Annotated in this window: 27 protein-coding genes; 9 read left to right on the top strand and 18 right to left on the bottom strand. The window is 50.9% G+C overall.

Annotated features, from left to right (window positions below):
- Positions 1 to 9: 9 nt before the first annotated feature.
- A complete protein-coding gene (locus tag G5S52_RS21010; protein ID WP_165018239.1) occupies positions 10 to 999 on the bottom strand; it encodes a thiamine pyrophosphate-dependent dehydrogenase E1 component subunit alpha in 990 nt (329 codons plus the stop codon).
- Positions 996 to 2,054, bottom strand: coding sequence for an ATP-NAD kinase family protein (locus G5S52_RS21015; RefSeq protein ID WP_165018241.1), 1,059 nt, complete (start codon positions 2,052 to 2,054; stop codon positions 996 to 998). Before G5S52_RS21015 ends, G5S52_RS21010 begins: the two co-directional genes overlap by 4 nt.
- 293 nt (positions 2,055 to 2,347) lie before the next feature.
- Here G5S52_RS21015 and G5S52_RS21020 point away from each other — a divergent pair, with 293 nt between their 5' ends.
- Together G5S52_RS21020 and hemE are read left to right on the top strand one after the other, a co-directional pair.
- Positions 2,348 to 4,246, top strand: coding sequence for a sigma-54-dependent Fis family transcriptional regulator (locus G5S52_RS21020; protein WP_165018243.1), 1,899 nt, complete (start codon positions 2,348 to 2,350; stop codon positions 4,244 to 4,246).
- Between the two features lie 231 nt (positions 4,247 to 4,477).
- Positions 4,478 to 5,542: a uroporphyrinogen decarboxylase gene (hemE, locus tag G5S52_RS21025; RefSeq protein WP_002542022.1), complete on the top strand. Its 1,065-nt coding sequence runs from the start codon at positions 4,478 to 4,480 to the stop codon at positions 5,540 to 5,542.
- 366 nt (positions 5,543 to 5,908) lie between these two features.
- On the opposite strand, the gene G5S52_RS21030 is transcribed toward hemE, so the two are convergent.
- Both G5S52_RS21030 and G5S52_RS21035 read right to left on the bottom strand, forming a co-directional pair.
- Positions 5,909 to 6,493: a uracil-DNA glycosylase family protein gene (locus tag G5S52_RS21030; RefSeq protein WP_062667848.1), complete on the bottom strand. Its 585-nt coding sequence runs from the start codon at positions 6,491 to 6,493 to the stop codon at positions 5,909 to 5,911.
- A complete protein-coding gene (locus tag G5S52_RS21035) occupies positions 6,493 to 7,398 on the bottom strand; it encodes a D-2-hydroxyacid dehydrogenase (protein WP_165018245.1) in 906 nt (301 codons plus the stop codon). The genes G5S52_RS21030 and G5S52_RS21035 overlap by 1 nt, the downstream gene beginning before the upstream one ends.
- Before the next feature lie 93 nt (positions 7,399 to 7,491).
- Between G5S52_RS21035 and G5S52_RS21040 the strand changes: the two genes are divergently transcribed.
- Complete coding sequence (locus G5S52_RS21040) at positions 7,492 to 8,079, top strand: YjaG family protein (protein ID WP_165018247.1); 588 nt, start codon at positions 7,492 to 7,494, stop codon at positions 8,077 to 8,079.
- Positions 8,080 to 8,141: 62 nt separating this feature from the next.
- Here the strand turns inward: G5S52_RS21040 and G5S52_RS21045 are convergent, their stop codons facing one another.
- Positions 8,142 to 9,320: a hemolysin family protein gene (locus G5S52_RS21045; RefSeq protein WP_165018249.1), complete on the bottom strand. Its 1,179-nt coding sequence runs from the start codon at positions 9,318 to 9,320 to the stop codon at positions 8,142 to 8,144.
- Between the two features lie 235 nt (positions 9,321 to 9,555).
- Between G5S52_RS21045 and hupA the strand changes: the two genes are divergently transcribed.
- From hupA to G5S52_RS24255, 3 genes are read left to right on the top strand one after another with little or no spacing between them, the layout of a single operon-like run.
- Entirely contained in the window at positions 9,556 to 9,828 is a 273-nt protein-coding gene (gene hupA, locus G5S52_RS21050) for a nucleoid-associated protein HU-alpha (protein WP_002542017.1), read from the top strand.
- A 42-nt stretch (positions 9,829 to 9,870) separates the two neighbouring features.
- Positions 9,871 to 10,254: a DUF1481 domain-containing protein gene (locus G5S52_RS24250; protein ID WP_268895549.1), complete on the top strand. Its 384-nt coding sequence runs from the start codon at positions 9,871 to 9,873 to the stop codon at positions 10,252 to 10,254.
- The gene (locus G5S52_RS24255; protein ID WP_268895550.1) at positions 10,227 to 10,550 is read left to right on the top strand and encodes a DUF1481 domain-containing protein; all 324 of its coding nucleotides are present in this window, start codon (positions 10,227 to 10,229) and stop codon (positions 10,548 to 10,550) included. Before G5S52_RS24250 ends, G5S52_RS24255 begins: the two co-directional genes overlap by 28 nt.
- A gap of 79 nt (positions 10,551 to 10,629) precedes the next feature.
- Here G5S52_RS24255 and purD read toward each other — a convergent pair whose 3' ends face one another.
- The gene (gene purD / locus G5S52_RS21060) at positions 10,630 to 11,919 is read right to left on the bottom strand and encodes a phosphoribosylamine--glycine ligase (protein WP_165018251.1); all 1,290 of its coding nucleotides are present in this window, start codon (positions 11,917 to 11,919) and stop codon (positions 10,630 to 10,632) included.
- 53 nt (positions 11,920 to 11,972) lie between these two features.
- Entirely contained in the window at positions 11,973 to 13,565 is a 1,593-nt protein-coding gene (gene purH, locus G5S52_RS21065; RefSeq protein ID WP_165018253.1) for a bifunctional phosphoribosylaminoimidazolecarboxamide formyltransferase/IMP cyclohydrolase, read from the bottom strand.
- A 186-nt stretch (positions 13,566 to 13,751) separates the two neighbouring features.
- On the opposite strand from purH, the gene zntR reads away from it, so the two are divergent.
- Complete coding sequence (gene zntR, locus G5S52_RS21070; protein WP_205744017.1) at positions 13,752 to 14,156, top strand: Zn(2+)-responsive transcriptional regulator; 405 nt, start codon at positions 13,752 to 13,754, stop codon at positions 14,154 to 14,156.
- 56 nt (positions 14,157 to 14,212) lie between these two features.
- Here the strand turns inward: zntR and tpx are convergent, their stop codons facing one another.
- Entirely contained in the window at positions 14,213 to 14,716 is a 504-nt protein-coding gene (tpx, locus tag G5S52_RS21075) for a thiol peroxidase (RefSeq protein ID WP_165018258.1), read from the bottom strand.
- Positions 14,717 to 14,972: 256 nt separating this feature from the next.
- On the opposite strand from tpx, the gene ppnP reads away from it, so the two are divergent.
- On the top strand, positions 14,973 to 15,251 hold the full coding sequence (ppnP, locus tag G5S52_RS21080) for a pyrimidine/purine nucleoside phosphorylase (RefSeq protein WP_165018260.1): 279 nt from the start codon (positions 14,973 to 14,975) through the stop codon (positions 15,249 to 15,251).
- 161 nt (positions 15,252 to 15,412) lie between these two features.
- Here the strand turns inward: ppnP and fis are convergent, their stop codons facing one another.
- From fis to aroQ, 8 genes are all read right to left on the bottom strand, one after another.
- A complete protein-coding gene (fis, locus tag G5S52_RS21085) occupies positions 15,413 to 15,709 on the bottom strand; it encodes a DNA-binding transcriptional regulator Fis (RefSeq protein ID WP_002542007.1) in 297 nt (98 codons plus the stop codon).
- 22 nt (positions 15,710 to 15,731) lie between these two features.
- Positions 15,732 to 16,697, bottom strand: a complete 966-nt coding sequence (gene dusB / locus G5S52_RS21090) for a tRNA dihydrouridine synthase DusB (protein ID WP_039850576.1) — start codon at positions 16,695 to 16,697, stop codon at positions 15,732 to 15,734.
- A 147-nt stretch (positions 16,698 to 16,844) separates the two neighbouring features.
- The gene (gene prmA / locus G5S52_RS21095; RefSeq protein WP_165018261.1) at positions 16,845 to 17,729 is read right to left on the bottom strand and encodes a 50S ribosomal protein L11 methyltransferase; all 885 of its coding nucleotides are present in this window, start codon (positions 17,727 to 17,729) and stop codon (positions 16,845 to 16,847) included.
- A 126-nt stretch (positions 17,730 to 17,855) separates the two neighbouring features.
- The gene (panF, locus tag G5S52_RS21100) at positions 17,856 to 19,310 is read right to left on the bottom strand and encodes a sodium/pantothenate symporter (protein ID WP_165018263.1); all 1,455 of its coding nucleotides are present in this window, start codon (positions 19,308 to 19,310) and stop codon (positions 17,856 to 17,858) included.
- Positions 19,303 to 19,584: a YhdT family protein gene (locus G5S52_RS21105; protein ID WP_165018265.1), complete on the bottom strand. Its 282-nt coding sequence runs from the start codon at positions 19,582 to 19,584 to the stop codon at positions 19,303 to 19,305. Before G5S52_RS21105 ends, panF begins: the two co-directional genes overlap by 8 nt.
- A gap of 152 nt (positions 19,585 to 19,736) precedes the next feature.
- Positions 19,737 to 21,083 carry an acetyl-CoA carboxylase biotin carboxylase subunit gene (gene accC, locus G5S52_RS21110; RefSeq protein ID WP_165018268.1) on the bottom strand — a complete coding sequence of 449 codons (1,347 nt, stop codon included), beginning with the start codon at positions 21,081 to 21,083 and terminating at the stop codon, positions 19,737 to 19,739.
- 12 nt (positions 21,084 to 21,095) lie between these two features.
- A complete protein-coding gene (gene accB / locus G5S52_RS21115; protein WP_165018270.1) occupies positions 21,096 to 21,569 on the bottom strand; it encodes an acetyl-CoA carboxylase biotin carboxyl carrier protein in 474 nt (157 codons plus the stop codon).
- Between the two features lie 26 nt (positions 21,570 to 21,595).
- Complete coding sequence (aroQ, locus tag G5S52_RS21120) at positions 21,596 to 22,051, bottom strand: type II 3-dehydroquinate dehydratase (RefSeq protein ID WP_039850575.1); 456 nt, start codon at positions 22,049 to 22,051, stop codon at positions 21,596 to 21,598.
- Positions 22,052 to 22,691: 640 nt separating this feature from the next.
- Here aroQ and G5S52_RS21125 point away from each other — a divergent pair.
- Positions 22,692 to 23,252 (top strand): cytochrome b, encoded by a 561-nt coding sequence (locus tag G5S52_RS21125; RefSeq protein WP_165018272.1) that lies wholly within the window; start codon positions 22,692 to 22,694, stop codon positions 23,250 to 23,252.
- A 27-nt stretch (positions 23,253 to 23,279) separates the two neighbouring features.
- Here G5S52_RS21125 and acs read toward each other — a convergent pair whose 3' ends face one another.
- Positions 23,280 to 25,229: an acetate--CoA ligase gene (gene acs, locus G5S52_RS21130; protein WP_165018274.1), complete on the bottom strand. Its 1,950-nt coding sequence runs from the start codon at positions 25,227 to 25,229 to the stop codon at positions 23,280 to 23,282.
- A 236-nt stretch (positions 25,230 to 25,465) separates the two neighbouring features.
- Positions 25,466 to 26,086 carry a 3'-5' exonuclease gene (locus G5S52_RS21135; protein ID WP_165018276.1) on the bottom strand — a complete coding sequence of 207 codons (621 nt, stop codon included), beginning with the start codon at positions 26,084 to 26,086 and terminating at the stop codon, positions 25,466 to 25,468.
- Position 26,087: the final 1 nt, after the last annotated feature.

The raw sequence follows: 26,087 nt of genomic DNA on the forward strand, positions 1-26,087 counted from the left end.
CTCTCCTTGTTATTCTGAATAGCTGACGTAAACATCAGTCAGTAGGGCACTGGCTGGTGGTTGTGGCGCATCAATCGCAGCGCGAACGGCATCTTCGATAAGTACGGCGACTTCGCCATCAATGGCGTTGAATTCGTCAGCGTTGATAAGTCCAGTTTCTTCCACGCGCTGGCGGAAGACTTTCAGGCAACAGCGGTTGGTGCGGATATCTTCCACTTCGCCGTCAGCGCGGTAGGTCTGGGCATCCCCTTCAAAGTGGCCAAAGAAGCGCACCATTTTGCACTCGAGCATCGAAGGGCCACCGCCGTTTCTGGCGCGTTTGATGACTTCTCCAGCGGCTTCATAAACAGCGAAGAAATCCGTGCCATCGACAGTGACGCCCGGCAATCCAAAGCCAGTTGCGCGGTCGACATAAGAATCACAGGCCACTGCCCAATCCACGGAGGTTGATTCCGCATAACCGTTGTTTTCAATCACAAAAATGGTGGGAAGTTGCCAGACGGCAGCAAGGTTTAAGCTTTCCAGAAAGGTCCCTTGGTTGGATGCGCCATCACCGGTAAAGCTGATGCCGACACCGCCGTGGCCAAGGTGCTTTGCGGCAAGGGCTGCGCCACAAACCAGCGGGGAGCCAGCACCTAGAATGCCGTTGGCACCCATCATGCCTTTGGATAAATCTGCAATGTGCATTGAGCCGCCTTTACCGCGACACGAACCTGTCTCCTTGCCATAGATTTCTGCCATCATGCCGTGCACGTCCACGCCTTTGGCAATACAGTGGCCGTGTCCTCGGTGAGTGGAAGCGATGCGGTCGTTGTCATTCAAATGCATCATGATGCCAACGGCCGTGGCTTCTTCACCGGCATAGAGGTGCACAAAACCCGGAATGTCGCCGCGGGAAAAGTCGACGTGAAGGCGTTCTTCGAAATCGCGGATGGTTTTCATCATCCGGTATGCGTCCAGCAACTGTTCACGAGAGAGTGGAAATGGATTATCACTCATGAGTTTCTCCTTGATGTTGTCGTTGTGTGTGTCGATGGAAAGCGAAGCAGGCCATGCTCAGCGGCAAAGGCCATACAGCGCGGTACATCGACTGTGTTGAAAGCATCATGTTTGAGGGTGACCGACACTTTGTCGTCAGGGCCAAATGGCAGCTCACGCTCGCCGTCGAGGGCGAGAGAGCCCTGCTGGCTGACAGGCGTAATGAGTAAATCGGGTTCAAAATGCTGGCTGTGCCCAATATGAACTGGCGTCAGCAATCCCGGGGCGAGTGGCGCATTGACGGAATAAATTGCGTCTTGTGGGCTGGTGAAGGAGAGGTGCATGCCCACAGGTGCTTTTCGGGTGATGGGTTGGATTAATCCGGCAATGGAAGAAAGCCCAATTAGTGAGGGGTCGGCAAAGGTAACAAACAGCTCCCGAAGGCTTTCTGGTCGCCAGACGGCGCGGGCACCGATAAAACGTTCTTGCACGACGGCTGCATCGACAAGGGCGATATCACGGGTCTCGTTGACTATGATTTCCAGTAGTTTGTTAGCTTCAAATGCCTGTGATGGAGGAATTTTTCCCGACACTGCAAGACCTGTAGCGATGCCAGTGATGGTGGGTTCTGTCAGTGGCGGAAAAGCATTATTGGTGCCGCTTGAAACGCCCGAAATGGGAGTGTTTCCGCAGGCTTTGACCACCAGACGGTGAGTACCGTCTCCGCCAAGAACGACAATCGCGGAAACACCGAGTTCGCGCATGGCATGGCTGGCATCAAGGGTATCCTGCGCAGTGGATGAAACGGGCATGGAGAGCCAGCGGACATCTGGCATCCGAAAATTATTCAGTGAAGCCTGATGCAGCCCACGTTCTATGTGCGTTCTAAGGCCAGCCCGTTCTGGCATCATCACCACCTGGTCCACACCGCCTTGGGCAAGCCCCGACAGAATGCGAAGTACCATGTTGGCTCTGTCTGTCAGTTGCAGGTTTGCGCCTTTGGCAATCACCCGTCGAATATCACGAGCGGAAATGGGGTTGGCAATGATCCCTACCGTCAATCCTGTCACAGTCATTCCTCGTCCTTGGCTGGTGGAGAGGACAGAACAAGTTACGTGCCAAATTGAAAATTGGATAAATTCCTTTTTATTTCAAAGTTTTGATTGTTTCTCTGATTGGTGTTGAGTGTGGCGTTCACACCACGGTCTGCAACAGGTGTGGCGTTCCATGCTTCAAGCTGTCACAGGGTATTCAACCCTGTGTTGTGATTGAGAAACAAATTGAATAAAACCATGGCTGAAGTCTTCGGGAGTTGTATCTGGGTTCTGTTGCTGATTAATAATTAATCAGTAAACAGGAGCAGTTGTTTATGGCAGTGACGACACAAGTCAGTGAGCACATCAAGGAAGTGCAAAGCGTGATAGATGGAAGCCAGACATCACGCGATGAAGTGATCGCGGCGTCTTGGACGCGGTGTATCGATGATTACCATCTTGACCCTGTGGTGTTGCAGGAGGCTTATATCGTGCCTCACACCCAACTCAAGGAGCACAGGGAACGGCTCGATAAGCTCATCCGCACAGCCAAATATGGTTTGGATGCTTTGTTTCACCAGGTCGCGGATCATGGCTATGTGTTAATGCTGACAGATGCCGAGGGCGTGACGGTCGATTATCAGGGAGATGCATCACTCACCTGGGAGCTGAAAAAAGCTGGGCTCTACCTCGGGGCGGAATGGTCTGAAGCGCGGGCGGGCACTTGCGGAGTTGGTTCTTGTATCTACACCGGTGAAGCGCTAACGGTGCATCAGAGTGATCACTTTGATGCCACTCATTCCCCACTGTCTTGCACAGCAGCACCGATTTACGATGTAGATGGTTCATTAGCAGCGGTGTTGGATATCTCAGCTTTGCATAGCCCCGAGCCCAAAGCCAGCCAGGCGCTCACCTTGCAACTCGTTACTTCCTGTACCCGTCGCATTGAAATGGCGGCGCTGATGAATACCTTCCGGAAGGAATGGATCATCCGCCTGAGTCAATCTCCCGCGTTTTTAGATGTGGATCCTGAATGTGCCATGGCGGTAGATGCCGAAGGAAGGGTCATTGGGATGACACATAGTACCCAACGCCTGCTTTCGCGGATTAAAGGCAACAACTGGCGCCAACCACATGCACTGTTGGGCAGTTTGCTTTCAGACTTCTTTAACCTTGATATCAATGAGCTTCCCGCGCTCAGCCGGGCACTTCCCACAGAAGAGAGGCTACTGGCCACGGTTCATGGTGATTTATGGTTTGCCCATGCTATAGCCCCGCAGCCTTCTTCAATACGGCGGCGCAAAAAAGTCGTGAGTGGCAGCTTGGCATCGCTTTATGGTGATGATGCCAAGATGGCGGATTTGGCCATCAAAGCGACCACGCTATCAATGTCGGACTTGCCACTTCTGCTGAACGGTGAAACCGGCACTGGGAAGGAGTTTTTGGCCAAAGCCATTCATGAGAGTTCGTCACGCAAATCCGGCCCTTTCATTGCCATTAATTGTGCGGCGATCCCTGAAAGTCTGATTGAAAGCGAGCTCTTTGGTTATGCAGATGGCGCCTTTACCGGCGCGCGCAGCAAAGGTAAAAGAGGGCTGATTGAGCAGGCTAACAACGGCACCCTGTTTTTGGATGAAATTGGGGATATGCCCTTGTCGCTTCAGGTCAGATTGCTTCGTGTGTTAGCTGAAAGGGAATTGCTGCCCGTCGGCGCAACCAAGGCTATCCCTGTTTCTTTCCGCGTGCTTGCGGCAACACATAAGTCCTTACCTGAACGGGTGAAAAACGGCAGTTTTCGTGAAGACCTTTTCTATCGTATCAATGGTGCCACCCTCACGATTCCCTCGCTCAGAGAGCGAAGCGATATTCTCTGGCTTGCAGAAACCTTGATCACCAAGCTGGTTGACCGAACAGTCTGTGTTTCAGCCCCGGCTGGGCACATACTTGAGCGTTATGACTGGCCCGGCAATATTCGAGAACTGGAAAATATGCTGCAGTTTGCGCTGGCCTTTTGTGAGGGAAATGAGCTGTTGCCTGAACACCTTCCTGAACAGTTGTTAAACCCAAAGCGCCTGACCTCTAGAGAGACTGAATCTACCGGAGGAACGCTTGAGGTACTCGAAGCCTGTGATTGGAATATTTCGAAAGCGGCGAAAGTGTTAGGTGTAGATCGCTCAACGGTGCATCGGCGAATCAAAAAAGCGGGTATTAAGCGTCGATATGACACGGATTGAGTCGAAAACAGGCAAAAAAAACCCGCCGTAGGGAGGCGGGGGTAAGATGCGATTATGGGTAGTGTCTGTCAGACATTTTGTTATTTGTGCAAATATTTAACATGTCATTAAAGATCCGGCAAATGTACGGTATCACTAGAGACAATATTTATGATCGCCTCCACAAAGGGTGTCTTTTGTTGTCCTCGGAGGGTGGTACAATACCGCCACCAAATTTGCAGGATGTAGACAATGACAGAACTAAAGAATGACCGCTATTTGCGTGCGCTGTTGAAGGAACCGGTAGATTACACACCGGTATGGATGATGCGTCAGGCTGGCCGCTATCTGCCTGAGTACAAGGCAACCCGCGCGGAAGCTGGCGACTTTATGTCATTGTGTAAAAATGCTGAGCTGGCGTGTGAAGTGACCCTTCAGCCGCTGCGACGCTACGATCTGGACGCTGCTATCCTGTTCTCCGATATTCTGACCATTCCAGATGCGATGGGACTGGGCCTTTACTTCGAGACTGGCGAAGGCCCGAAATTCGAGCGCCCAATCACCTGTAAAGCTGACGTAGAAAAAATCGGTCTGCCAGATCCGGAAGGTGAACTGCAATACGTGATGAATGCCGTTCGCACTATCCGCAAAGGTCTGGAAGGGAAAGTGCCGCTGATTGGTTTCTCTGGCAGCCCATGGACATTGGCGACTTATATGGTTGAAGGTGGCAGCTCAAAAGCTTTCACCAAAATCAAAAAGATGATGTACGCCGAGCCACAAACCCTGCACCTGTTGCTGGATAAGCTGGCAGACAGCGTGATTGAGTACCTGAATGCGCAAATCAAAGCGGGTGCACAGTCAGTAATGGTCTTTGATACTTGGGGTGGTGTACTGACCCCACGTGATTACAACGACTTCTCGCTGCAATACATGCACAAGATTGTTGATGGCCTGATCCGTGAAAATGATGGCCGTCGTGTACCGGTCACCCTGTTCACCAAAAATGGCGGGATGTGGCTGGAGAAAATTGCGGCAACAGGCTGTGATGGTGTGGGTCTGGACTGGACCATTGATATGGCTGACGCCAAACGTCGCATCGGTGACAAAGTGGCGCTGCAAGGCAACATGGACCCATCCATGCTTTACGCATCACCAGAGCGTATTCGTCAGGAAGTGGCGACGATTCTGGAAGGTTTCGGCAATGGCACTGGCCACGTGTTCAACCTGGGCCATGGTATCCATCTGGACGTGCCGCCTGAAAATGCAGGTGTGTTTGTGGATGCGGTACACGAGCTTTCCAAGCCTTACCACAAGTAATACCGTTTACGTTTATTGAGGCCAGCAGATGCTGGCCTTTTTCGTTTTTGCCGTCCTGTACAGGGTTCGTCGGGAATTTTCCCAAGAAAGCTGTACATGATGTTTATTTCTTTTAAAAACAAGTAATTATATTGTTCTTTCTTTCATTTTAAAAATTATGTACAGGTTAAAGCTGTTTGACTTGTTAAATGCTGATCAAATTATTGGGGGATGAAAATTTTTGGTTATTTAACCGAAATTGCATCGAACAGGTTCACCGGGAAAATTCCTCGCAAAGCTGTACGATCCAGTTAACGACTTAAAAATCAAGTAATTAAAATTCTGAAGTTGTTTGAGATTATTTGGTGTTCAGAAAAAAGCTGATTGTCATAAGAAAAGCTGATCAATGCGTTTTCTCAAGATGGGCAGGATCTCCGCTTCAAACCACGGATTTTTCCTCAGCCACAGATTATTGCGGGGAGAAGGGTGGGGTAGCGCGATAAAATCCGGTGACCAGTTAGTGTTGGCTTTCACCGTTTCAGTCAGAGTTTTGGGCTTCCCTTCCAGATAATAGCGCTGTGCATAATCGCCAATCAAAAGGGTCAATTCCACATTGGGAAGATGGGATTTAATCGCAGCGTGCCACTTTGGTGCGCACTCGGGTCTTGGCGGCAGATCGCCAGAATTACCTCGACCCGGATAGCAAAACCCCATCGGCATGATGGCGACCTGAGCAGGGTCATAGAATCTTTCTTTACCCATCTGAAGCCATTCGCGCAGGCGATCACCGCTGGGGTCATTCCATGGAATGCCGGTTTCATGCACGCGGGTTCCTGGTGCCTGACCGATGATCAGCAACCTGGCGGAAGACTCAGCCTGCACCACAGGACGCGGACCCAATGGTAAATGGGCTTCGCAGTGGCGGCACTCTTGCACCTCTTTCAACAAAATTCCCAAAGGCGTGTTTGTCATCAATACCCCAGCGTGAAGTCCATTTGATAGTTTAATGGCTCGCCATTTAGCCAGCGTGTGTAGTTGTCGACGAAAATACCAAACACTTGTTCCGGGAAGCTCTCGGCTGAGATATGAGGCGTGGTCGTAATGGAAGGATGTGTCCAAAACGGGTGCTCAGGTGCGAGCGGCTCTTTGCTGAATACGTCCAACACCGCATGCTGGATGTTTCCACCTTCGATTGCTTCGAGGAGACCTTCTTCTTCCAGCACTGGCCCGCGACCAACGTTAAACAGAATGGCTTGTTTGCAAGCAGACAGTGTATCCCGGTTGAGTAAGCCTTTGGTTTCCGGTGTGGAAGGCAATACTGAGACAATCACATCTGCTTTGGAAAAAGCCTCAGTCATGTTGGTGTTGGTGATGATCTTATCAAACCCTTCTACGGCTTTTCCGGAGCGGTTCACACCCATCACCTGCATCCCAAAATGGCGTGCGGTCTTAGCAACATGCGCACCAATTGAGCCTGTCCCAAGTATCACCATACATTTTCCGGTCAGACCCTGATAAGGCACTGGTGACCATTTGCTTTCCAGCTGCGCATCGCGGTAATGGGCAAAATGGCGAGTTAATGTCAGAAGCTGACCGATAACATACTCCGACATCAAGGGGCCGAAAATCCCACGCACATTGGTAAGTTGATAGTCACTTCTTGGTTTGGCCAGCAGGGCATCACAGCCTGCAAAGGTCGACTGCAACCATTGAAGGCTCTCTGCCTTTTCAAGCTCCGGCGCGAATTTCGGCGGGTCGGCGAGGATGATATTGGCTTTGCTGATATCTTCGGTGATTAGCAGATTAGGCAGGGCAGCGTCTTTCAATAACGCCAGATAACGTTTTTGTTGGGCTGAGCAAAGATAAAGATGGTTCAAATCTGTTCCTTTTGCTATTGCAGTATATAAAGTACACTTGCGCGGAAATCCTATCCGGCATTACACGTCGGCAATCACTGTAGACGGCAGACCATGTTACAGAATCCGATCCAGCTGCGACTCGAAAAACTCGACTCATGGCAGCATATCACTTTTATGGCAGCGCTGGTGGAGCGCATGTATCCCAACTATGCGGCGTTTTGCCAACAGACTGAGTTTGCGGAGCCTCAGGCATTCCGCCAACTTTTGGATGCAGTATGGGAAGTGCTGACGGTTAAGAACGCCAAAATCAACTTTGAGCGTCAACTGGAGAAGTTGGAAGAGCTGATCCCGACCACGGAAGAATTTGATATTTATCTGGTTTATCCAGCGATTGATGCCTGTGTGTCGATGTCGACGCTGATCCATACGCTGCTGGACCGCGACCTGCTGCTGGAATCTGTGCTGAAAGTCAGCCAGCAATCGGTGGCGAGTGTGGCGCAGCTTGAAGAAGCGCAAACCGGCGTTGAAGTGACGAACGAGAACCAGAAAGAAATGGAATCTGTCTGTGCCGAGTGGGACATGCAGTGGGCTATCTTCCGTGCACTGAAAGAAGCAGAAGAGCGTGATGTTGAGATGATCCGCGGCATTCGCAATGAACTGCGTGAAGAAGGCGTGAGTAACCTCGGTTTATCACTCTAAGCCAGCATGGCACTGATGAAATAAAAAAACGGGCCTGATGGCCCGTTTTCTTTTGGTGACGATTACTTTGAGGTTTTCTCTTCCTCGTTCAGCGACGTCGATTTCCCGTCCTCGGTGTTCTTTTGAGAGACCTCTTCTTTTTCTGAGGCTTCCGCTAATTCTTCAGTCGCTTTTTCCGCTTCTTCTTCGTCATCATCTTTGCTTTCAATCACGCCATGGGTTTCTTTCCAGTCTTCCCAGCGTTCATGGGCAAGTGCCTGCATGTTTGAAGTCTTGTCGGCCTCATCCATGATTTCTTTGCCCATCAGGTGCTCGAAGATATCTTCCAGTGTGATGATGCCCTGAACGTCGCCATACTCGTCAACAATCAGCGCCAGTTGAGAGCGCTGAGCCATCAGGCGGTCAAATGCTTTTGGCACGATAGTGGAGTCATGAACCACTGGGATTGGGCGCATCAGGCTGCCAAGTTGCTTCTGACCTTTACCGTGCTGGCTGGCGGAGAACAGCTCGAGGCGGTGTACAAAGCCAAGAATATTGTCACGTGACTCTGCGTAAACCAGCGGACGGGAGAACGGCGTGTCGTGGTGCTCACGCAGGAAATCCTCAATGGTCATGGTGGCATCAACGCGGAACAGCACAGGGCGTGGCGTCATCAGCTTGGTAACCGGCACGTCACGAAGGCTCAGTAAGTTGGTCAGCATGGTGGACTCGTCGTCTTCCAGCTCGCCACTTTCTTTCGCCAACATTGCCATCGCAGAAATTTCATCACGCAGTTTTGGCTGCTCTTTACCGTGCGCCAGTCGACGGGTCAGTTGCTCCGAAGCCCAAACGAAAGGGGTAAGTGCCCATACCATCCAACGCAGCACGGTAGCGGCGCCCGGTGCCAGTTGACGCCAGTAGGTTGCACCAATGGTTTTTGGCACGATTTCAGACAACACCAGAATCGCTAGCGTCAGCACGCCGGAGAATACGCCTAACCAGGCATCACCGAAGACTTTTGCTGCTTGTGCACCGGATGCTGCTGCACCTACGGTGTGGGCGATGGTGTTCAGGGTCAGAATCGAAGCCAATGGACGGTCGATATCATCTTTCAACAAAGACAGACGTCCGGCAGCCGGGTGACCTTGCTGTCGCATTTGGGCGAGATAACTCGGGGTAATACTCAAAAGCACCGCTTCGAGCACCGAACAGATAAATGAGACACCAATGGAAAGTGCCACAAACATGAATAGCAGGATCATCTTTTTCCAGCGTAAATGTAATAAACAGGACCAATAGTAGCGCCAAAGATCGGGTCTGAGGGCAGTAAATACAAGAGTTGCCGCCAAAATATACCCAATATTTTGTGAGGATGCGCTCAGTTTGTGGTTAAAGACTCTGCATACAGTCACTTGTAGCGCCACAAACCTTTGCCAGCTGGGCTTCTTTTGAATTAGAGTTCACTTGTCTCAAGAAAACCTAAGAAGGGAAGACCTAATGAACAAGACCAACTTGATCGACCTGATTGCTGAAAAAGCAGACCTGTCTAAAGCACAAGCTAAAGCTGCACTGGAAGCAACTCTGGCGGGTATCGAAGGTGCACTGAAAGACGGTGACCAGGTTCAACTGATCGGTTTCGGTACGTTTAAAGTTAACCACCGTGCTGCGCGCACTGGCCGTAACCCACAAACTGGTCAGGAAATCCAAATTGCAGCTGCAAACGTTCCTGCGTTTGTTGCGGGCAAAGCGCTTAAAGACGCAGTTAAGTAAGTTATACTCCGCCAAAGCAATTTCTTGTTTTGGCGGATTTTTATGCGCGTTAAAGCGTCTCTCCTCGTTTCATCTCTTATTCTTACTTTGGCGGGCTGTAGCTCGACAGAGAAAATTCAACCTCCTGTTCAAACCGTCACTGCCTCTGTGCGGGGTGATGCCACCAGTATTTTCTGGCTTGATGAACGTCAACGCTTTCCCGAGACCCTCACTGAAACAGTGATGATGGGTGACTATGGTCAGTATTCGTCTGAATACCGCTGGCGCAAAGGTGTCGTGCGTGAAATTCAGCGCGAAGGGAATACTTTGATTGATGGTAAGCTAAAGCATCAGTCAATTCTGATCCGCTATGACTCTGAAGGGCAAGCGGTGTATCAGCAATATCGCCTCATGGTACGTTGCTGCCAATACGTACCACTGAGTTGATAAGGTATTACCAGCAAGCAGAAAAGGCCTTAGAGACCGCTAAGGCGCTGGGCAAGAACAACAAAAGCTTCTTCCAAGGCTACTGGAACGAAGGGGTGTTTGAAGAGTGTGGCTCTGGTGAAGTAAAGACTCTGAAGTTCAGTGCCGAGTTTCCGGATTACATTCTGCGCAGGCTGAAGAAAGAAGATAATTTCATCGCAGCTGTCGGCAAAGTTGGCCGCAACACCAATGCGGCAGAAACCATTATCGTGCTGGATAATGACAGTGCGGATTGTTTCGAAAGACCGGAATTCTAAAGTTCGCATCTCCCAGAAAGAAAAAACGCGCCGATTGGGCGCGTTTTGACGTTTTAGTGTAGCATTTCAGCTTGAGGGATTACTCACCCTGCTCACGTGCAATCGCACGGTAGCCAATGTCATCACGGTGGAACATGCCATCCCAGCTGATTTGTGATGCCAGCTCATAAGCACGTTTTTGCGCTTCTGAAACAGTGTCACCCATTGCGGTTGCACACAGCACACGACCGCCAGCAGTCACAACATTACCGTCTTTTTCTGCGGTACCGGCATGGAACACTTTCGCTGCATCCAACTCAGTGGTTGGCAAGCCAGAAATGACATCGCCTTTGTTGTATGACGCAGGGTAGCCGCCTGCTGCCAGCACAACACCGATGGATGCGCGTGGGTCCCACTTGGACTCTACGGTATCCAGCTTACCTGCTACCGCAGCTTCGCAAAGTTCAACCAGATCAGATTGCAAACGCAACATGATTGGCTGGGTTTCTGGGTCGCCAAAGCGGCAGTTGTATTCAATCACTTTCGGTGTGCCGTCAGCCATCACCATCAGGCCTGCATAGAGGAAACCTGTGTATGGGTGGCCTTCTGACGCCATGCCGCGAACGGTTGGGTAAATCACTTCATTCATCACGCGAGCGTGAATGTCTGCGGTGACCACAGGTGCAGGGCTGTACGCGCCCATACCGCCAGTGTTCGGGCCTGTATCGCCATTACCGACACGCTTGTGATCCTGGCTGGTGGCCATTGGCAGAACGTTTTCACCGTCAACCATGACGATAAAGCTCGCTTCTTCGCCATCAAGGAACTCCTCGATAACCACACGGCTGCCAGCATCACCAAAAGCATTGCCTGCCAGCATGTCACGAATCGCGTTTTCCGCTTCTTCCAGGGTCATTGCGACGATAACGCCTTTACCTGCCGCCAGACCGTCTGCTTTCACGACGATAGGTGCGCCTTTCTCGCGCACGTACGCCAGTGCTGGCTCAATCTCTGTAAAGTTCTGGTATTCCGCTGTCGGGATTTGGTGACGGGCAAGGAAGTCTTTGGTGAAGGCTTTTGAGCCTTCCAGCTGCGCAGCAGCTTCGGTTGGGCCGAAGATAGGCAAGCCCGCTTCACGGAAAGCATCAACCACACCAATCACAAGTGGGGCTTCAGGGCCGACAATGGTCAGGCCGATATTTTTATCCTGAGCAAAAGCGACCAGCGCTGCGATGTCTTCGACGCCAATGGCGACATTTTCCAGTTTTGGCTCCAGTGCGGTACCTGCGTTGCCTGGCGCGACAAAAACGGTCTCAACTTTTGCAGACTGTGCGACTTTCCACGCCAGAGCGTGTTCACGACCGCCGCTGCCAATAACCAATACGTCCATTTTGAATCCTTCAATCAAAGCAGCCCAGAGTGACTCTGGGCTGTGAAAAATGCTTAGTGGCGGAAGTGGCGCATGCCAGTGAAGACCATTGACATGCCGTGTTCGTCAGCAGCGGCAATCACTTCGTCATCACGCATTGAACCGCCTGGCTGGATAACACAGGTAATGCCGGCTTCTGCAGCGGCATCGATACCATCGCGGAATGGGAAGAATGCATCAGACGCCATCACGCTGCCTGCCACTTCCAGATTCTCGTCAGCGGCTTTGATACCCGCAATTTTCGCCGAGTAAACGCGGCTCATCTGGCCTGCGCCTACACCGATGGTCATGTTACCTTTCGCGTAAACAATCGCGTTGGATTTCACGTATTTCGCGACTTTCCAGCAGAACAGCGCATCACGCAGTTCTTCGTCAGAAGGCTGACGCTTGGAAACCACTTTCAGGTCATCCAGAGAGACCATGCCTTGGTCACGGTCCTGAACCAGTAGACCGCCGTTAACGCGTTTCACGTCAAAGCCAGTAGTTTGTGTGGTCCATTCGCCGCAAACCAGCAGACGAACATTCTTCTTCGCGCTAACCACTCCTACCGCAGCGTCTGACACGCTTGGTGCAATGATGACTTCTACGAATTGACGGTCAACAATAGCTTGTGCGGTTTGTGCATCCAGTTCACGGTTAAACGCGATGATGCCGCCAAACGCGGAAGTTGGGTCAGTCTTGTAAGCGCGATCGTACGCTTCAAGGATGTTATCACCCAGTGCCACACCACATGGGTTGGCATGCTTAACAATCACACACGCAGGCTCGATGAACTCTTTCACACACTCCAGTGCGGCATCAGTATCTGCGATGTTGTTGTAAGACAGCGCTTTACCCTGAAGCTGGGTAGCCGTAGAGACAGACGCTTCTTCCGGATTAGCTTCGGTGTAGAAAGCCGCAGCCTGGTGGCTGTTCTCGCCGTAGCGCATGTCCTGTTTTTTTATGAACTGTTGGTTGAAGGTACGTGGGAATTTCGACTCCTCATCGCCCTCTTTGTTGTCGCCGTAAGATGGCACCATGGTACCGAAGTAGTTGGCGATCATGCCGTCGTAAGCAGCCGTGTGTTCAAATGCAGAGATAGCCAGATCAAAACGGGTTTGCAGTGTCAGTGAACCCTTGTTGGCATCCAGTTCAGCCAGCACGCGGTCGTAATCTGATGCATTCACCACGATGGTCACATCTTTGTGGTTTTTCGCCGCAGAGCGAACCATGGTTGGGCCACCGATATCGATGTTTTCAACCGCATCTTCCAGCGTACAGCCTTCTTTTGCCACTGTTTCCGCGAATGGGTAGAGGTTGACGACAACCATGTCGATTGGCGAAATACCGTGCTCGTTCATCACTGTATCGTCAGTGTCACGACGACCCAGAATGCCACCGTGTACTTTCGGGTGCAGGGTTTTCACGCGCCCATCCATCATCTCAGGAAAACCGGTGTAGTCTGATACTTCAGTCACTGCCAGACCTTGCTCTGCCAGCAGGCGAGCGGTACCGCCAGTCGACAGGATATCGACACCTTTTTCTGCGAGAGCTTTGGCAAATTCTACAATGCCGGTTTTATCAGATACGCTAATCAATGCGCGACGAATAGGACGAGCGTTTTCCATTGCTACCATCTCTTTAAATGTGGGGATAGGATATTTGGCAAAACCGCCGCTGTGAGAGCCGCTTTGCCAAATACCCGCTACGGCGAAGCCTTAATTGAATCGGCGCACATTCTAACCTAATTTATTGACGCAATCGATTGCTTTTGTGGTTTTGTCACAAAAATACGCGAGAAGGGATCTATGAAGATGTTACAAATCGGGCAGTTAGCCAAGCGCTCAGGCGTGTCGGGCGATACGCTGCGGTTTTATGAAAAAGTTGGCCTGCTGCAACCAGCTGCCCGGAGTGAAAGTGGCTACCGTCTTTACGATGAGGGTGCGGTATCGCACGTGTACTTTATTATCAAAGGCAAACGCATTGGGCTGACGCTAGAGGAAATTCAGGAGCTACTGGAAATCCGTGTGGAGGCGACCCAACACAGCTGTGCAGAGGTGAAGGGCATTACCCAGAAAAAACTTGATGAACTGGACGAGAAAATCGCTGAGCTGACTGAGATCCGCGCTGCGCTAAAGAAGCTCAATGATGCTTGCTGTGGGCATGTTGATGATGATGCCAGCCACTGTTCGATTTTGGAGGCCTTGGCGTCGGAGTAAGTCGTGAGAGGCCCAAAGAGTAAAGAAGAAGGCACGGGGCCTTCTTCTGATTTGCTTTACTGCGCCAGTTCTGCAAGCACTGCCGCGTAGTCAGGTTCGTCAGAGAGCTCACTCACCAGCTCAACATGCAGCACCACACCTTCTTCATTGAGCACCACCACCGCGCGGGCAGCCAAGCCAACCAGAGGCCCTTCAGCAATCGCCACACCATAATCTCTCATAAAGGATGGGTCCCGGAACGTCGATGCATGCTGGACGTTCTCCAAGCCTTCCAGTTCGCAAAAACGGCTCGCTGCGAAGGGCAGATCGGCGGACACACATACGACCTTGGTGTTTTTCATTGATGCTGCTTTCTCATTGAATGCGCGAACGCTGGCAGCACAGGTTGGGGTATCAATGCTTGGGAAGATATTCAGCACTACCTTGCTGCCACGAAGAGCAGCTGGCGTGAGCTCAGACAAATCACCAGCCGCGAGTGAGAAATCCGGCGCATGGTCACCGACTTTCGGTAAGTTGCCAACAAGTGGGATAGGCTCTCCCTTAAACAGGATCTGCGACATTATTCTCTCCTTAATTTACGTCGATAGTCAGAACTGGCTCTAAGTGTGGCACAGGCGTACACTAAATCCATGTTCGAAAACGGGAATACGTAAAAACCAGCTGCCGCGACCAGTGGATGCCAAAATAAGGTTTGGGAACGTGATAAGAGTGTGATAGCGTCAGGGAAATCGAAAGGATAGGTCCCCCGGCTCCAGAGCCTTGAAAAACAAGCATCTTGCGGTCGACTGGGTACATCACGAGTAATAAAGGACAAAGATGTTAAAGGTAAACGAATATTTTGATGGTGGCGTAAAGTCCATCAGCTTTGAAAACAAAGGTCCACTGAGCGTGGGCGTGATGGAAGTCGGTGAATACACCTTCGGTACTGCGGCACCTGAGCGTATGCATGTGGTGAAAGGCGAGTTAACCGTAAAACTGCCAGGTCATATCGAGTGGGAAAACTACGGTGCTGGCGATGACTTTGAAGTACCGGGTGAATCATCATTCCAGGTGAAAGTTGAGCAAACGACCGCGTACTTCTGCGAATACCTGTAATTCGTAGCCAATGATAAGCAAAAAGCGCCGAAACGGCGCTTTTTCTGTTTCTGGGATTTGTTTTGCCAATCAGTTTATGCAAATGGATGATTACAGAACGCAAAAAAGGCAAATCACCAAAGATGATTTGCCTTTTTCGTCAGAAACTTAAGTTCAGATGATTAGTTCATGCCGTACTTTTTGAGTTTCTTACGCAGAGTACCACGGTTGATACCCATCATGGTTGCTGCGCGGGTTTGGTTACCGCGAGTGTATTGCATGATGGTGTCCAGCAGTGGTTGCTCAACTTCTGCCAGTACCAGCTCGTACAGGTCATTGACTTCCTGGCCATTCAACTGCGCTAGGTAGTTTTTCAGGGAGGCTTTTACTGAGTCACGCAGTGGCTTCTGGGTGATTTGATCTTGTGAAGTCACAGTAGTCACTGTCAATGCTTCTGAAGTCAGGTTTTGTTCGAACATACTCTGTCAGCTCTTCTCGTATTTATGCAACGTTTTCGAAGTAATCTTGCAGCGCATCGATCTGCTCGTGAGCGTCTTCGATTGCGTTGAAAGTCTGGCGAAAATCGCCAATTTGGTCATGTTCTTTCAGGTACCAGCTCACGTGCTTACGCGCGATACGCAGTCCTTTTAGCTCACCATAAAACTGGTGAAGCCCCTGAACATGGCCCAACAAAATTGCTTTTACCTCTTCCATCGGTGGCGCATCGAGTGCTTCACCCGTGGCAAGGTAATGTTGGATTTCACGGAAAATCCAAGGACGCCCTTGTGCAGGGCGGCCAATCATTAAGGCATCGGCACCTGTGTAATCCAGCACAAATTTGGCTTTCTGAGGCGAATCGATATCCCCGTTGGCGATAACCGGGATAGAGATAGCTTCTTTGACCGCTCTGATGCTGTCGTACTCAGCTTCCCCTTTATACATGCAAGCGCGTGTACGGCCGTGAAGGGCCAACGCCTGAATGCCACAGTCCTCGGCCATTTTGGCGATCTGGACACAATTCTTGTTGTCCGGATCCCAGCCTGTCCGGGTTTTCAGCGTGACGGGAACGTCTACCGCAGAAACCACTGCTTTCAGGATCTGCTCAATGATATCCGGTCGGGTCAGCAGTGCTGAGCCAGCCAGTTTCTTATTGACCTTCTTTACCGGGCAGCCCATGTTGATGTCGACGATTTGCGCGCCGTTTTCAACACAGAAGCGTGCGGCATCTGCCATCAGTGCTGGCTCAGCGCCAGCGATCTGAACAGAACGGATCCCCTTTTCATCGAGATGAACCATCCGGTTTCTTGATTTGGCCGTGTGCCACATCGCCGGATTGGAAGACATCATTTCACTTACCGCCATGCCAGCCCCGTAGCGCAAACAGAGTTCGCGGAAAGGTCTGTCGGTCACGCCTGCCATAGGCGCCACGATAAGTTGGTTTTCCAGTTTGTATGGTCCGATTTGCAAGGGGATACCTTCTATGTCAGCAAGGGCGCGCATTTTACGCATTTTTTCCTGCTCTGAAAAGGCCAATATTTGAGCGTTTTGCCTTGATTTTTCAAAAATCCAGATAATTCAATTTTTTAGTACAAAAATTGTTCAATTATCACTGAGTTAGGCTCTGTACGCAGTGATGCGACACCATTCCTCTTTTTCGACAATCGCGTCAACGCTGAGTTCATCGCGGTAACAGTCTGCAACAGACTCAGCCTGACTATCCAATACACCGGACATCGCCAGTACACCTTGCGGTGCGATCAGGCTTTTGATGATTGGAGAAAGCTCGCGAAGTGGACCCGCCAGAATGTTGGCAACCACGACTTCGGCTTGCAGGTTCTCTGGTTGATCTTGAGGCAAGTAAAGCTCAAGGCGATCTGCGACGCCATTGCGTTCTGCATTGGCTTTAGATGCTTGCAGTGCTTGTGGGTCGATATCGATGCCGATAACTTTCTCTGCGCCCAGCAGAAGCGCTGCTAGCGACAAAATGCCTGAGCCGCAACCGAAGTCGATCACTGTCTTGCCAGACAAGTCCAGACCATCCAGCCACTCGAGACAGAGTGCTGTCGTTGGATGAGTACCGGTACCGAACGCCAGACCAGGATCAAGCATGATGTTGACGGCCTCTGGCTCTGGTGCATCACACCAGCTTGGGCAAACCCAAAGACGCTGACCAAAACGCATCGGCTTGAAGTTATCCATCCAGGCGCGTTCCCAGTCTTTGTCTTCCAACTGCTCAATTTTGTGCGTGAAGTTTTCATCCAGCAGCGGGCTGTTTTTTAGGATAGCCACTACTGCATTCATGTCGGTTTCTGCGTCATACAGGGCGACGATGTCGGTTTCGCCCCACAGACGGGTTTCACCCGGCATAGGTTCAAACACTGGGGTGTCTTTGGCATCAAGGAAAGTGACTGACAACGCACCGGCTTCTTCCATCAGCATGTCACCAATGGCTTCAGCGGTTTCTGCGGTTGCGTTCAGTTTGATTTGAATCCAAGGCATGGTTTCTTCACTTCTTCGTTTAACGACGATTTTAAGGCGCGGAGTCTAGCATAAAAAATAGTCAGACCGCATAGCCTCGGGGTCAAGAAAAGGAAGAAAAAGGGCAGCGAATGCTGCCCTGAGGAGTTATGCGGTTGCTTGGCGTGTCTTCGTATACTGCATACGGCTAACAAGCAGGAAGGCAAATAGACTGATGGTCAGTGAAGGCACAATGGCGTGTACACCGCCCATGTCCGGTTTAAAGGTCGAAAGCGCGGCATAGCTGCCAAGGCCTGTAATCATGGATACTAACGCACCTGAAGCGGTGGCTTTCTTCCAGTAAAGGCCAAGCACCAGCGGCCATAGGAACACCGCCTGCATACCGCCAAAGGCGAGCAGGTTCAGCCAGATGATCATGTCAGGTGGGTTGGTGGCCGCGACGAATACCAGCAGTGAGAAGATCCCCGTTACCCATAAAGAGAGTTTGGGTAATTTGCTTTCTGCATCCGACGCTTTGGCGGCATTGGGATTGATGTAGTTGAGATACAAATCCTTCAGCAGCGTCGCAGAAGCCTGAATGAGCTGTGAGTCGATGGTCGACATAATCGCTGCCATTGGGCCCGCCAGAAACACACCGGCAACGACAGGGGGCAAAACCGTCATCATTAGCGTTGGCATTATCTGATCCGGGTTATCAATTTCCGGAACAATCGCGCGGCCCAGCGCTCCGGCTAAATGCATGCCCAGCATCAATAGCGCCACCATCGCTGTACTGATCACCATGCCTTTATGCAGCGATTTACTGGATTTGTAAGACATGCAACGCACCGCGGCATGGGGAAGGCCAATCACACCGAAACAGACCAATACCCAGAAGCTCAGCATAAACGGCTCTGACAGGAAGTTATTCGGCCCGTAAGGTGTTACAAGTGCAGGATCGATGGCGTGAAGGTCAGTAATCATCTCACCCAGACTGCCGCCGGCGTGAATGATGCCAACCAGCAACGCAATAGTGCCGATGATCATCATGATGCCCTGCACGGTGTCGGTCATGACTACAGCGCGAAATCCGCCGATGGTGGTGTAAACGCCCACCGTGAAGGCAAACAGCATAAGACCGTGGGTATAGGAAAGCCCGGTGACAGTCTGCAGCAAGCGTGCGCCACCAACGAACTGAACCACCATGGTGCCGAAAAAGGCCAGTAATAAAGCCAGAGAGGCGAAAATTACCACAGCGCGGTTTTTGTAACGCGCATAGAGCATGTCATTCAGGGTGAGCGCATTGTGACGACGAGACTCAATAGCGAACTTCTTCCCAAGTACACCGAGTGTCAGCCAGGCTGCAGGTAACTGGATCATCGCCAGTAGCACCCATCCGAGCCCCATTTTGTATGCCGCACCGGGCCCACCGATAAATGAACTCGCACTGGCGTAGGTAGCCGCGAGAGTCATCGCCAGCACAAATCCGCCCATGCTTCGGCTGCCAAGTAGGTATTCATTCAAGAACCCGCCGCTGCGATCTCCTTGTTTGCGCGAATAAATGGCCAGCGCAAACACGGCAACCAGATATAGCGCCATCGGGATAAGAAGCTGACTATTCATCGGACGCTTCCTCTTCGATGTCGAGTGGCATGTCTTTGTAGATGAATTTCACCATCAGTGCACACAGCAGGGTAAATAAAAGGGGGCCGATAACGCAGGACAGCAAAAACCAAAGTGGCAAACCGAAATAGAGTGTCGGGGGAGTCTGTTCAATTCCTTCTGGGGCCAGACCATAGGCAAATCCGTACCACCATGCAAAATACGCGAGTGCGAGTGCAATCGCCCATTTGGCTTCCTTGTGAGCCTGGCGGTATCGGCTGCTAAGTGTCTTCATTAGAGCCTTCTTACTTAACGCGATAAGAGAGTGTTGATAAGAGGTCTATTGTGACAAAACCACGGAGAATGTGACAGATTTATACGTGCAGGGTTTGGGCGCGAAAAACAAAAAAGGTCGCGTAAACGCGACCTTTTGGCTTTGGCTCAGAATTACTTCTGAATGCCCAGCTTCTTCTCCAGGTAGTGGATGTTTGCACCACCGTGCTGGAAGTTCTCATCTTTCATGATTTCCAGCTGAAGAGGAATGTTGGTTTTGATGCCATCGATGATGGTTTCCTGCAGAGCGTTACGCATACGCGCAATGGCCACGTCACGGTTTTCACCGAAGCAGATCAGTTTACCAATCATGGAATCATAGTGTGGTGGCACTGAATAGCCTGAGTACACATGAGATTCCCAACGCACACCCATGCCGCCTGGCGCATGGAAGCGATCGATTTTGCCTGGGCTTGGCAGGAAGCGCTCTGGGTCTTCCGCGTTGATACGACACTCAATCGCGTGGCCGCGGATTTGGATGTCATCTTGCGTGAATGACAGAGGCTGGCCAGCTGCAATGCGAAGCTGTTCTTTGATCAGGTCAACGCCGGTTACCATTTCGGTCACAGGGTGTTCAACCTGAATACGGGTGTTCATCTCAATGAAGTAGAACTCACCGTTTTCGTACAGGAACTCAAACGTACCTGCACCGCGGTAGCCGATTTCCAAACACGCGCGGCAACAACGTTCACCGATGTACTTGCGCATTTCAGCAGTGATACCCGGCGCTGGCGCTTCTTCAACAACCTTCTGGTGACGGCGCTGCATCGAACAGTCACGCTCACCTAAGTGAATCGCACCGCCCTGACCATCAGCCAGAACCTGCACTTCAACGTGGCGTGGGTTTTCCAGGAATTTCTCCATGTAAACCATGTCATTGTTGAAGGCAGCTTTTGCTTCTGCGCGGGTCATGGCAATAGCGTCAGTCAGTTCTGCTTCAGAACGAACCACACGCATACCGCGACCACCACCACCACCGGATGCTTTGATGATCACAGGGTAGCCGATGCGTTTTGCGAAAGCCTTGTTCTTAGAATCGTCGTCGTCAAGTGGACCATCAGAGCCTGGTACACAAGGTACGCCCGCTTTTTTCATCGCGTTGATGGCAGATACTTTGTCACCCATCAGGCGGATAGTTTCAGCGCGAGGACCAACGAAAATGAAACCTGATTGCTCTACCTGCTCTGCAAAATCTGCATTCTCTGACAGGAAGCCGTAACCTGGGTGGATAGCCACCGCACCCGTCACTTCTGCAGCACTAATGATGCGTGGGATGTTCAGGTAACTTTCAACGCTTGATGCAGGACCGATACAGATAGATTCGTCTGCCAGCAATACGTGCTTCAGATCGCGATCGGCGGTGGAGTGAACGGCAACCGTTTTGATGCCGAGCTCTTTACACGCACGAAGGATGCGAAGCGCAATTTCACCGCGGTTAGCGATGACAATTTTATCTAACATAGCTGTCCTCGATTACTCGATGATGACCAGAGCTTGGTCAAACTCTACTGCTTGGCCGTCTTCACACAGGATAGCTTTCACTACACCCGCTTTGTCTGCTTGGATTTGGTTCATCATTTTCATCGCTTCAACGATGCAAAGGGTATCGCCAACGTTGACTGATTGACCCACTTCAACGAAAGACTTCGCTTCTGGGCTTGGAGAGCGGTAGAAAGTACCCACCATTGGAGACAGAACCTGGTGACCCGCAACTTCTGCTTCAACTGCTGGTGCTTCTGCTGCTGCCGGAGCCGCCGCAGGCGCTGCTGGTGCCGCTACTGGAGCAGGAGCCGCTGCGGGTGCTGCGGGTGCTGCGTAAACCTGAGTGGCAACTGGCGCGGTTGCGCGGCTGATGCGTACTGACTCTTCACCTTCAGAGATTTCCAGCTCAGCGATGCCAGATTCTTCAACAAGCTCAATCAGTTTTTTGATTTTACGAATATCCATGATGTCTATCTCTTTGAAATTATTGTTCAGTTATTCTCTGCTTGCAGACGCTTGGCGACCGCACGTAGAGCAAATTCGTAACCGTCAGCGCCCAGTCCGACAATCACGCCTTCTGCTTTATCAGAGAAGTAAGAGTGATGACGGAATGGCTCACGGGCGTGAACGTTTGAAAGGTGCACCTCAATAAAGGGAATGCCGACAGCGAGAATGGCATCTCGCAACGCCACGCTGGTGTGCGTGAACGCGGCTGGGTTGATAATAATGAAATCAACCTTTCCCATGGCCTGATGGAGGGTATCAATCAGGACGTGCTCCGCATTGGACTGCACGTGTTCAAGTTGGATATTGAAAGATGCTGCTAGTGTCGTCAGATCGGCGACGATCTGATCTAACGATTGCTGTCCGTAATGGCCTGGTTCGCGAACCCCAAGCATGTTCAGGTTCGGACCATTGATAAGTAAAACTTTGCGATTTGTCGTCATATTGATCGCTTTGTTCCTGTTCTTGTTGCGAAAAGGCGTTAACTTCTGCTTTTCAGCACCCAAGGGTGCGAGAACCTGAAAAATGGCACTCCAGCCATCTGCTGATTCGCAATTATAGAGAATTCACCGCAAATGGCAGCAAAATACTGGTCTTATCAGACAAAATCTGACAATCCAGCGTACAGATTACGCAGATATGACAGACATTTCGTGGCAGTAGTTCACGAAATGACCAGCTAGGAGGGTGAATCTGTTAGGCAGATCTCATCCGGTGTTTTAAACGCGCGGTTTTGTGCCACTCATCTTACCGACGTCTTCGGTGTTCTTTGTGTCTAATTGTTGAGACATTAAATCGAAACGGCTTAAGGATGAAATAGTTAGTCGAGGTGAGCAGTTAGGCTCAATTTTCATGCCATTTAATCCACTATTTTTTTATTTCTGGCTCAATGTAGCGGGGCTTTAGGTTTTTAAATGGAATGTCGTTCTGTTTACGGAAGCGATACCACACTATCTGAAAACTAATCAATTAAGTGCTCAAAAAATGATTCACCTGTACGATAATTAAGGCATTGAGGTGCTGCAACACCTCGCTTTAGCAAGCGTCATTGGGTGCGAGCCCCAAGATTATTGGGAGGGGAATATGATTCAGAAGCGCTATGACTCATTGAGTCGACTGTTACATTGGAGTATGGCGGCCATCATCATCTATGCGACGGTGGCGGGCTATGTCATGCATTTAGTCGTGGGGACGAAGGCGTTTGATGTGCTATCTGTGCTGAACATGTCATTTGCGACGATAGGTACTGTCTTGTTCATCATGCGATGGATTTGGAGTTATTTTCGCCCTAAGGTTGAGCCGGTTAACTCAACGACAACGTTTGAAAAAAACATCGCCAAGTTCATCCACAGTGTTATCTACCTTTTAATGTTCTTGGTGTTTGTTTCCGGTTATTTGATGCTCAAAGAGCCTTACTGGTTCTTCTGGCTGGTGAAGATACCAAATCCGGTCACTGATATGGTGATTAATGACTTCTTCTTCTTTGTTCACCGGGCTAGTTGTGCGGTGTTGGGGATTGTCGTGGTCATGCACATCGGTGCCGCCTTGTATCACCAGTTCTGGCTGCGCGATAACCTGTTAGCGCGATTGATGCCACCCAAGCCTGTGGCCATGCATTTCAGTCAAAAAAAGGGCCGCGTATAGCGGCCCTTCGGGATCAAACCTTGGTGGTTATACCACGCTGGATTTCTCTGCGATAAGTTTGTCGACCACGCTTGGGTCCGCCAGAGTAGAAGTGTCACCCAAACTGCCAGTATCGCCGGTTGCAATCTTACGCAGGATACGACGCATGATTTTGCCTGAGCGGGTTTTCGGCAGTGCGTCTGTCCAGTGGATGAAGTCCGGTGTCGCAATAGGACCGATTTCCTTACGCACCCAGTCTTTCACTTCTTTGGTCAGTTCTGCACTTGGCACTTCGCCGGCATTCAGCGTGATGTAAGCGTAGATAGCCTGACCTTTGATGTCGTGTGGAACACCAACAATTGCCGCTTCTGCAATCTTGTCGAATGCCACCAGTGCGGATTCGATTTCTGCAGTACCCATGCGGTGACCGGAAACGTTCAGTACGTCATCTACACGACCAGTGATCCAGTAGTAACCGTCTTCGTCACGACGTGCACCGTCACCAGTGAAGTACATGCCTTTGAAGGTTGAGAAGTAAGTTTGCTCGAAACGCTCGTGGTCACCATTAACGGTACGCATCTGGCCCGGCCAAGAATCCAGCATGACCAGGTTACCTTCGGTCGCGCCTTCGATGATGTTACCCATGTTATCAACCAGTGCTGGTTGTACACCGAAGAATGGACGGGTCGCAGAACCTGGCTTCAGTGCCGTTGCACCTGGCAGTGGAGTGATCAAGATGCCGCCGGTTTCAGTTTGCCACCAGGTATCCACGATAGGACACTTGCTGTCGCCGATAGTCTTGTAGTACCACTCCCACGCTTCTGGGTTGATTGGCTCACCCACAGAGCCCATGATGCGCAGTGAGTCACGCTTGGTGCCTTCAACCGCTTCGTTACCTTTCGCCATCAGGGCGCGGATTGCGGTTGGTGCGGTGTACAGAATGTTCACCTGATGCTTATCAACCACTTCGCTCATACGGGCAGTTGATGGGTAGTTAGGCACACCTTCGAACAGAATGGTTTTCGCACCGTTTGCCAGCGGCCCGTAGATCAGGTAGCTGTGACCAGTGATCCAACCTACATCGGCAGTACACCAGAAGACTTCGCCTTCCTGATAGTCGAACACGTATTTGAAGGTCATGGTCGCGTAAACCAAGTAACCACCGGTGGTGTGAAGAACACCTTTTGGCGTGCCGGTAGAGCCTGACGTATAAAGAATGAACAGCGGGTCTTCTGCGTTCATCTCTTCTGGTTCACAGTTTGCAGACACCACGGCTGTTGCTTCGTGCCACCATACATCGCGGTCTGAGTTCCACTCGATGGTGTTACCAGTGCGTTGGTAAACAACAACTTTTTCAACTGACGTGACTGATGGGTTTGCAAGCGCTGCATCCACATTTTGTTTTAATGGTACCGCACGGCCGCCACGCACGCCTTCATCGGCAGTGACAACCACTTTCGCGTTGGAGTCGACGATACGGCCAGCCAGTGCTTCTGGAGAAAAGCCACCGAATACGATGGTGTGAACGGCCCCGATGCGGGTACATGCCAGCATCGCAATCGCCGCTTCCATTACCATAGGCATGTAAAGACACACAACATCGCCTTTGCGTACGCCTTGGCCTTTCAGCGCATTGGCGAACTTACACACTTCAGTGTGCAGCTCTTTGTAAGTCAGGGATTTGTCGTCGTTCGGGTCATCGCCTTCCCAGATCAGGGCAACCTGGTCGCCTTTCGTCTCAAGGTGGCGGTCAATACAGTTGGCAGAAACGTTTAGTGTGCCATCCTCGAACCATCTAATGTCGACGTGTCCGGTATCAAAAGAGGTGTTCTTCACCTTAGTGAAAGGTTTGATCCAATCTACGATCTGGCCATGCTCACGCCAGAATCCTTCTGGGTTAACAACAGACTGCTGATACATCTCGCGGTAGGTGTCGTTGTTTGCGTGCGCTTTGGCTTCGATTTCCGGCATTACCGGATGCAGGTGAACCTCACTCATTATCTTTCTCCTTGTGTTCCTGCGTGATGCTGTCTGGCATCGTCAAATGTTCGACCACGACAAATTAGAATATAGGGTACGGTCTGGCGGTCTTGTTCCATTAAGGTCGGATAGTTAGGGATTCTCGACAATTAGACTTTAGGATGAAGAGGCCGTTTTCTCTGGGTTTTGTGACCTTTCAACAGTCACAGTGAGGCGTTGCTCTCATTTACATGCAGCGGGTTGCGGGGAAATTATCAATAAGTGGGCATTGGTACATCACCGTACTTTAGTCGAACATAGATCAGCGCCGCACTAATGGCATCATCGAGCGCGTCATGCCGCCCGGAAAGGGGTAGGTCTAGGTGGTGTGCTATCGCCTCCATACTCAGGTCGTAATAGGCATTCGGCAGAATATGTTCCAGCTTACGACGGTATATGTCACTCACTTCTATCGTGCGGTTGGGCAGTTTGAAGCCAAGATGCTTTTTGGCATAGCGGTCAAGTATCGCTTTGTCGTACTGGATGTAGTAACCCACAATCGGTCGGTTACCAATAAACGCGATCAGCCTGAGCATGGCTTCTTTTTCTGAGACGCCATCGCTCAGATCCTGATGTCGGATGCCGTGAATTTTCACCGACTGGGCGCTCAGTGAATTGGGCGCGCGAAGGGAAATGGTGAAAGGCTCGCTGGTGACAATCTTATTGCCGCGGATTTTAGTCGCAGCGATGGTCACCAGTTCGGCTTTGTGCGGGTCGAGACTGGTGGTTTCGCAATCCAATGAAACCAACTCTTCATCACTGGGCGAAGAAAACAGGGGGGCATACTCGCTGTCGCGCCACTTGTACCTGAGCCAGAGCCTTTCCACCAGGTTCATG

Origin of the sequence: Grimontia sedimenti (assembly GCF_011045095.1) — a bacterium.
In the GTDB taxonomy this organism is placed as follows: Bacteria; Pseudomonadota; Gammaproteobacteria; order Enterobacterales; family Vibrionaceae; genus Enterovibrio; species Enterovibrio sedimenti.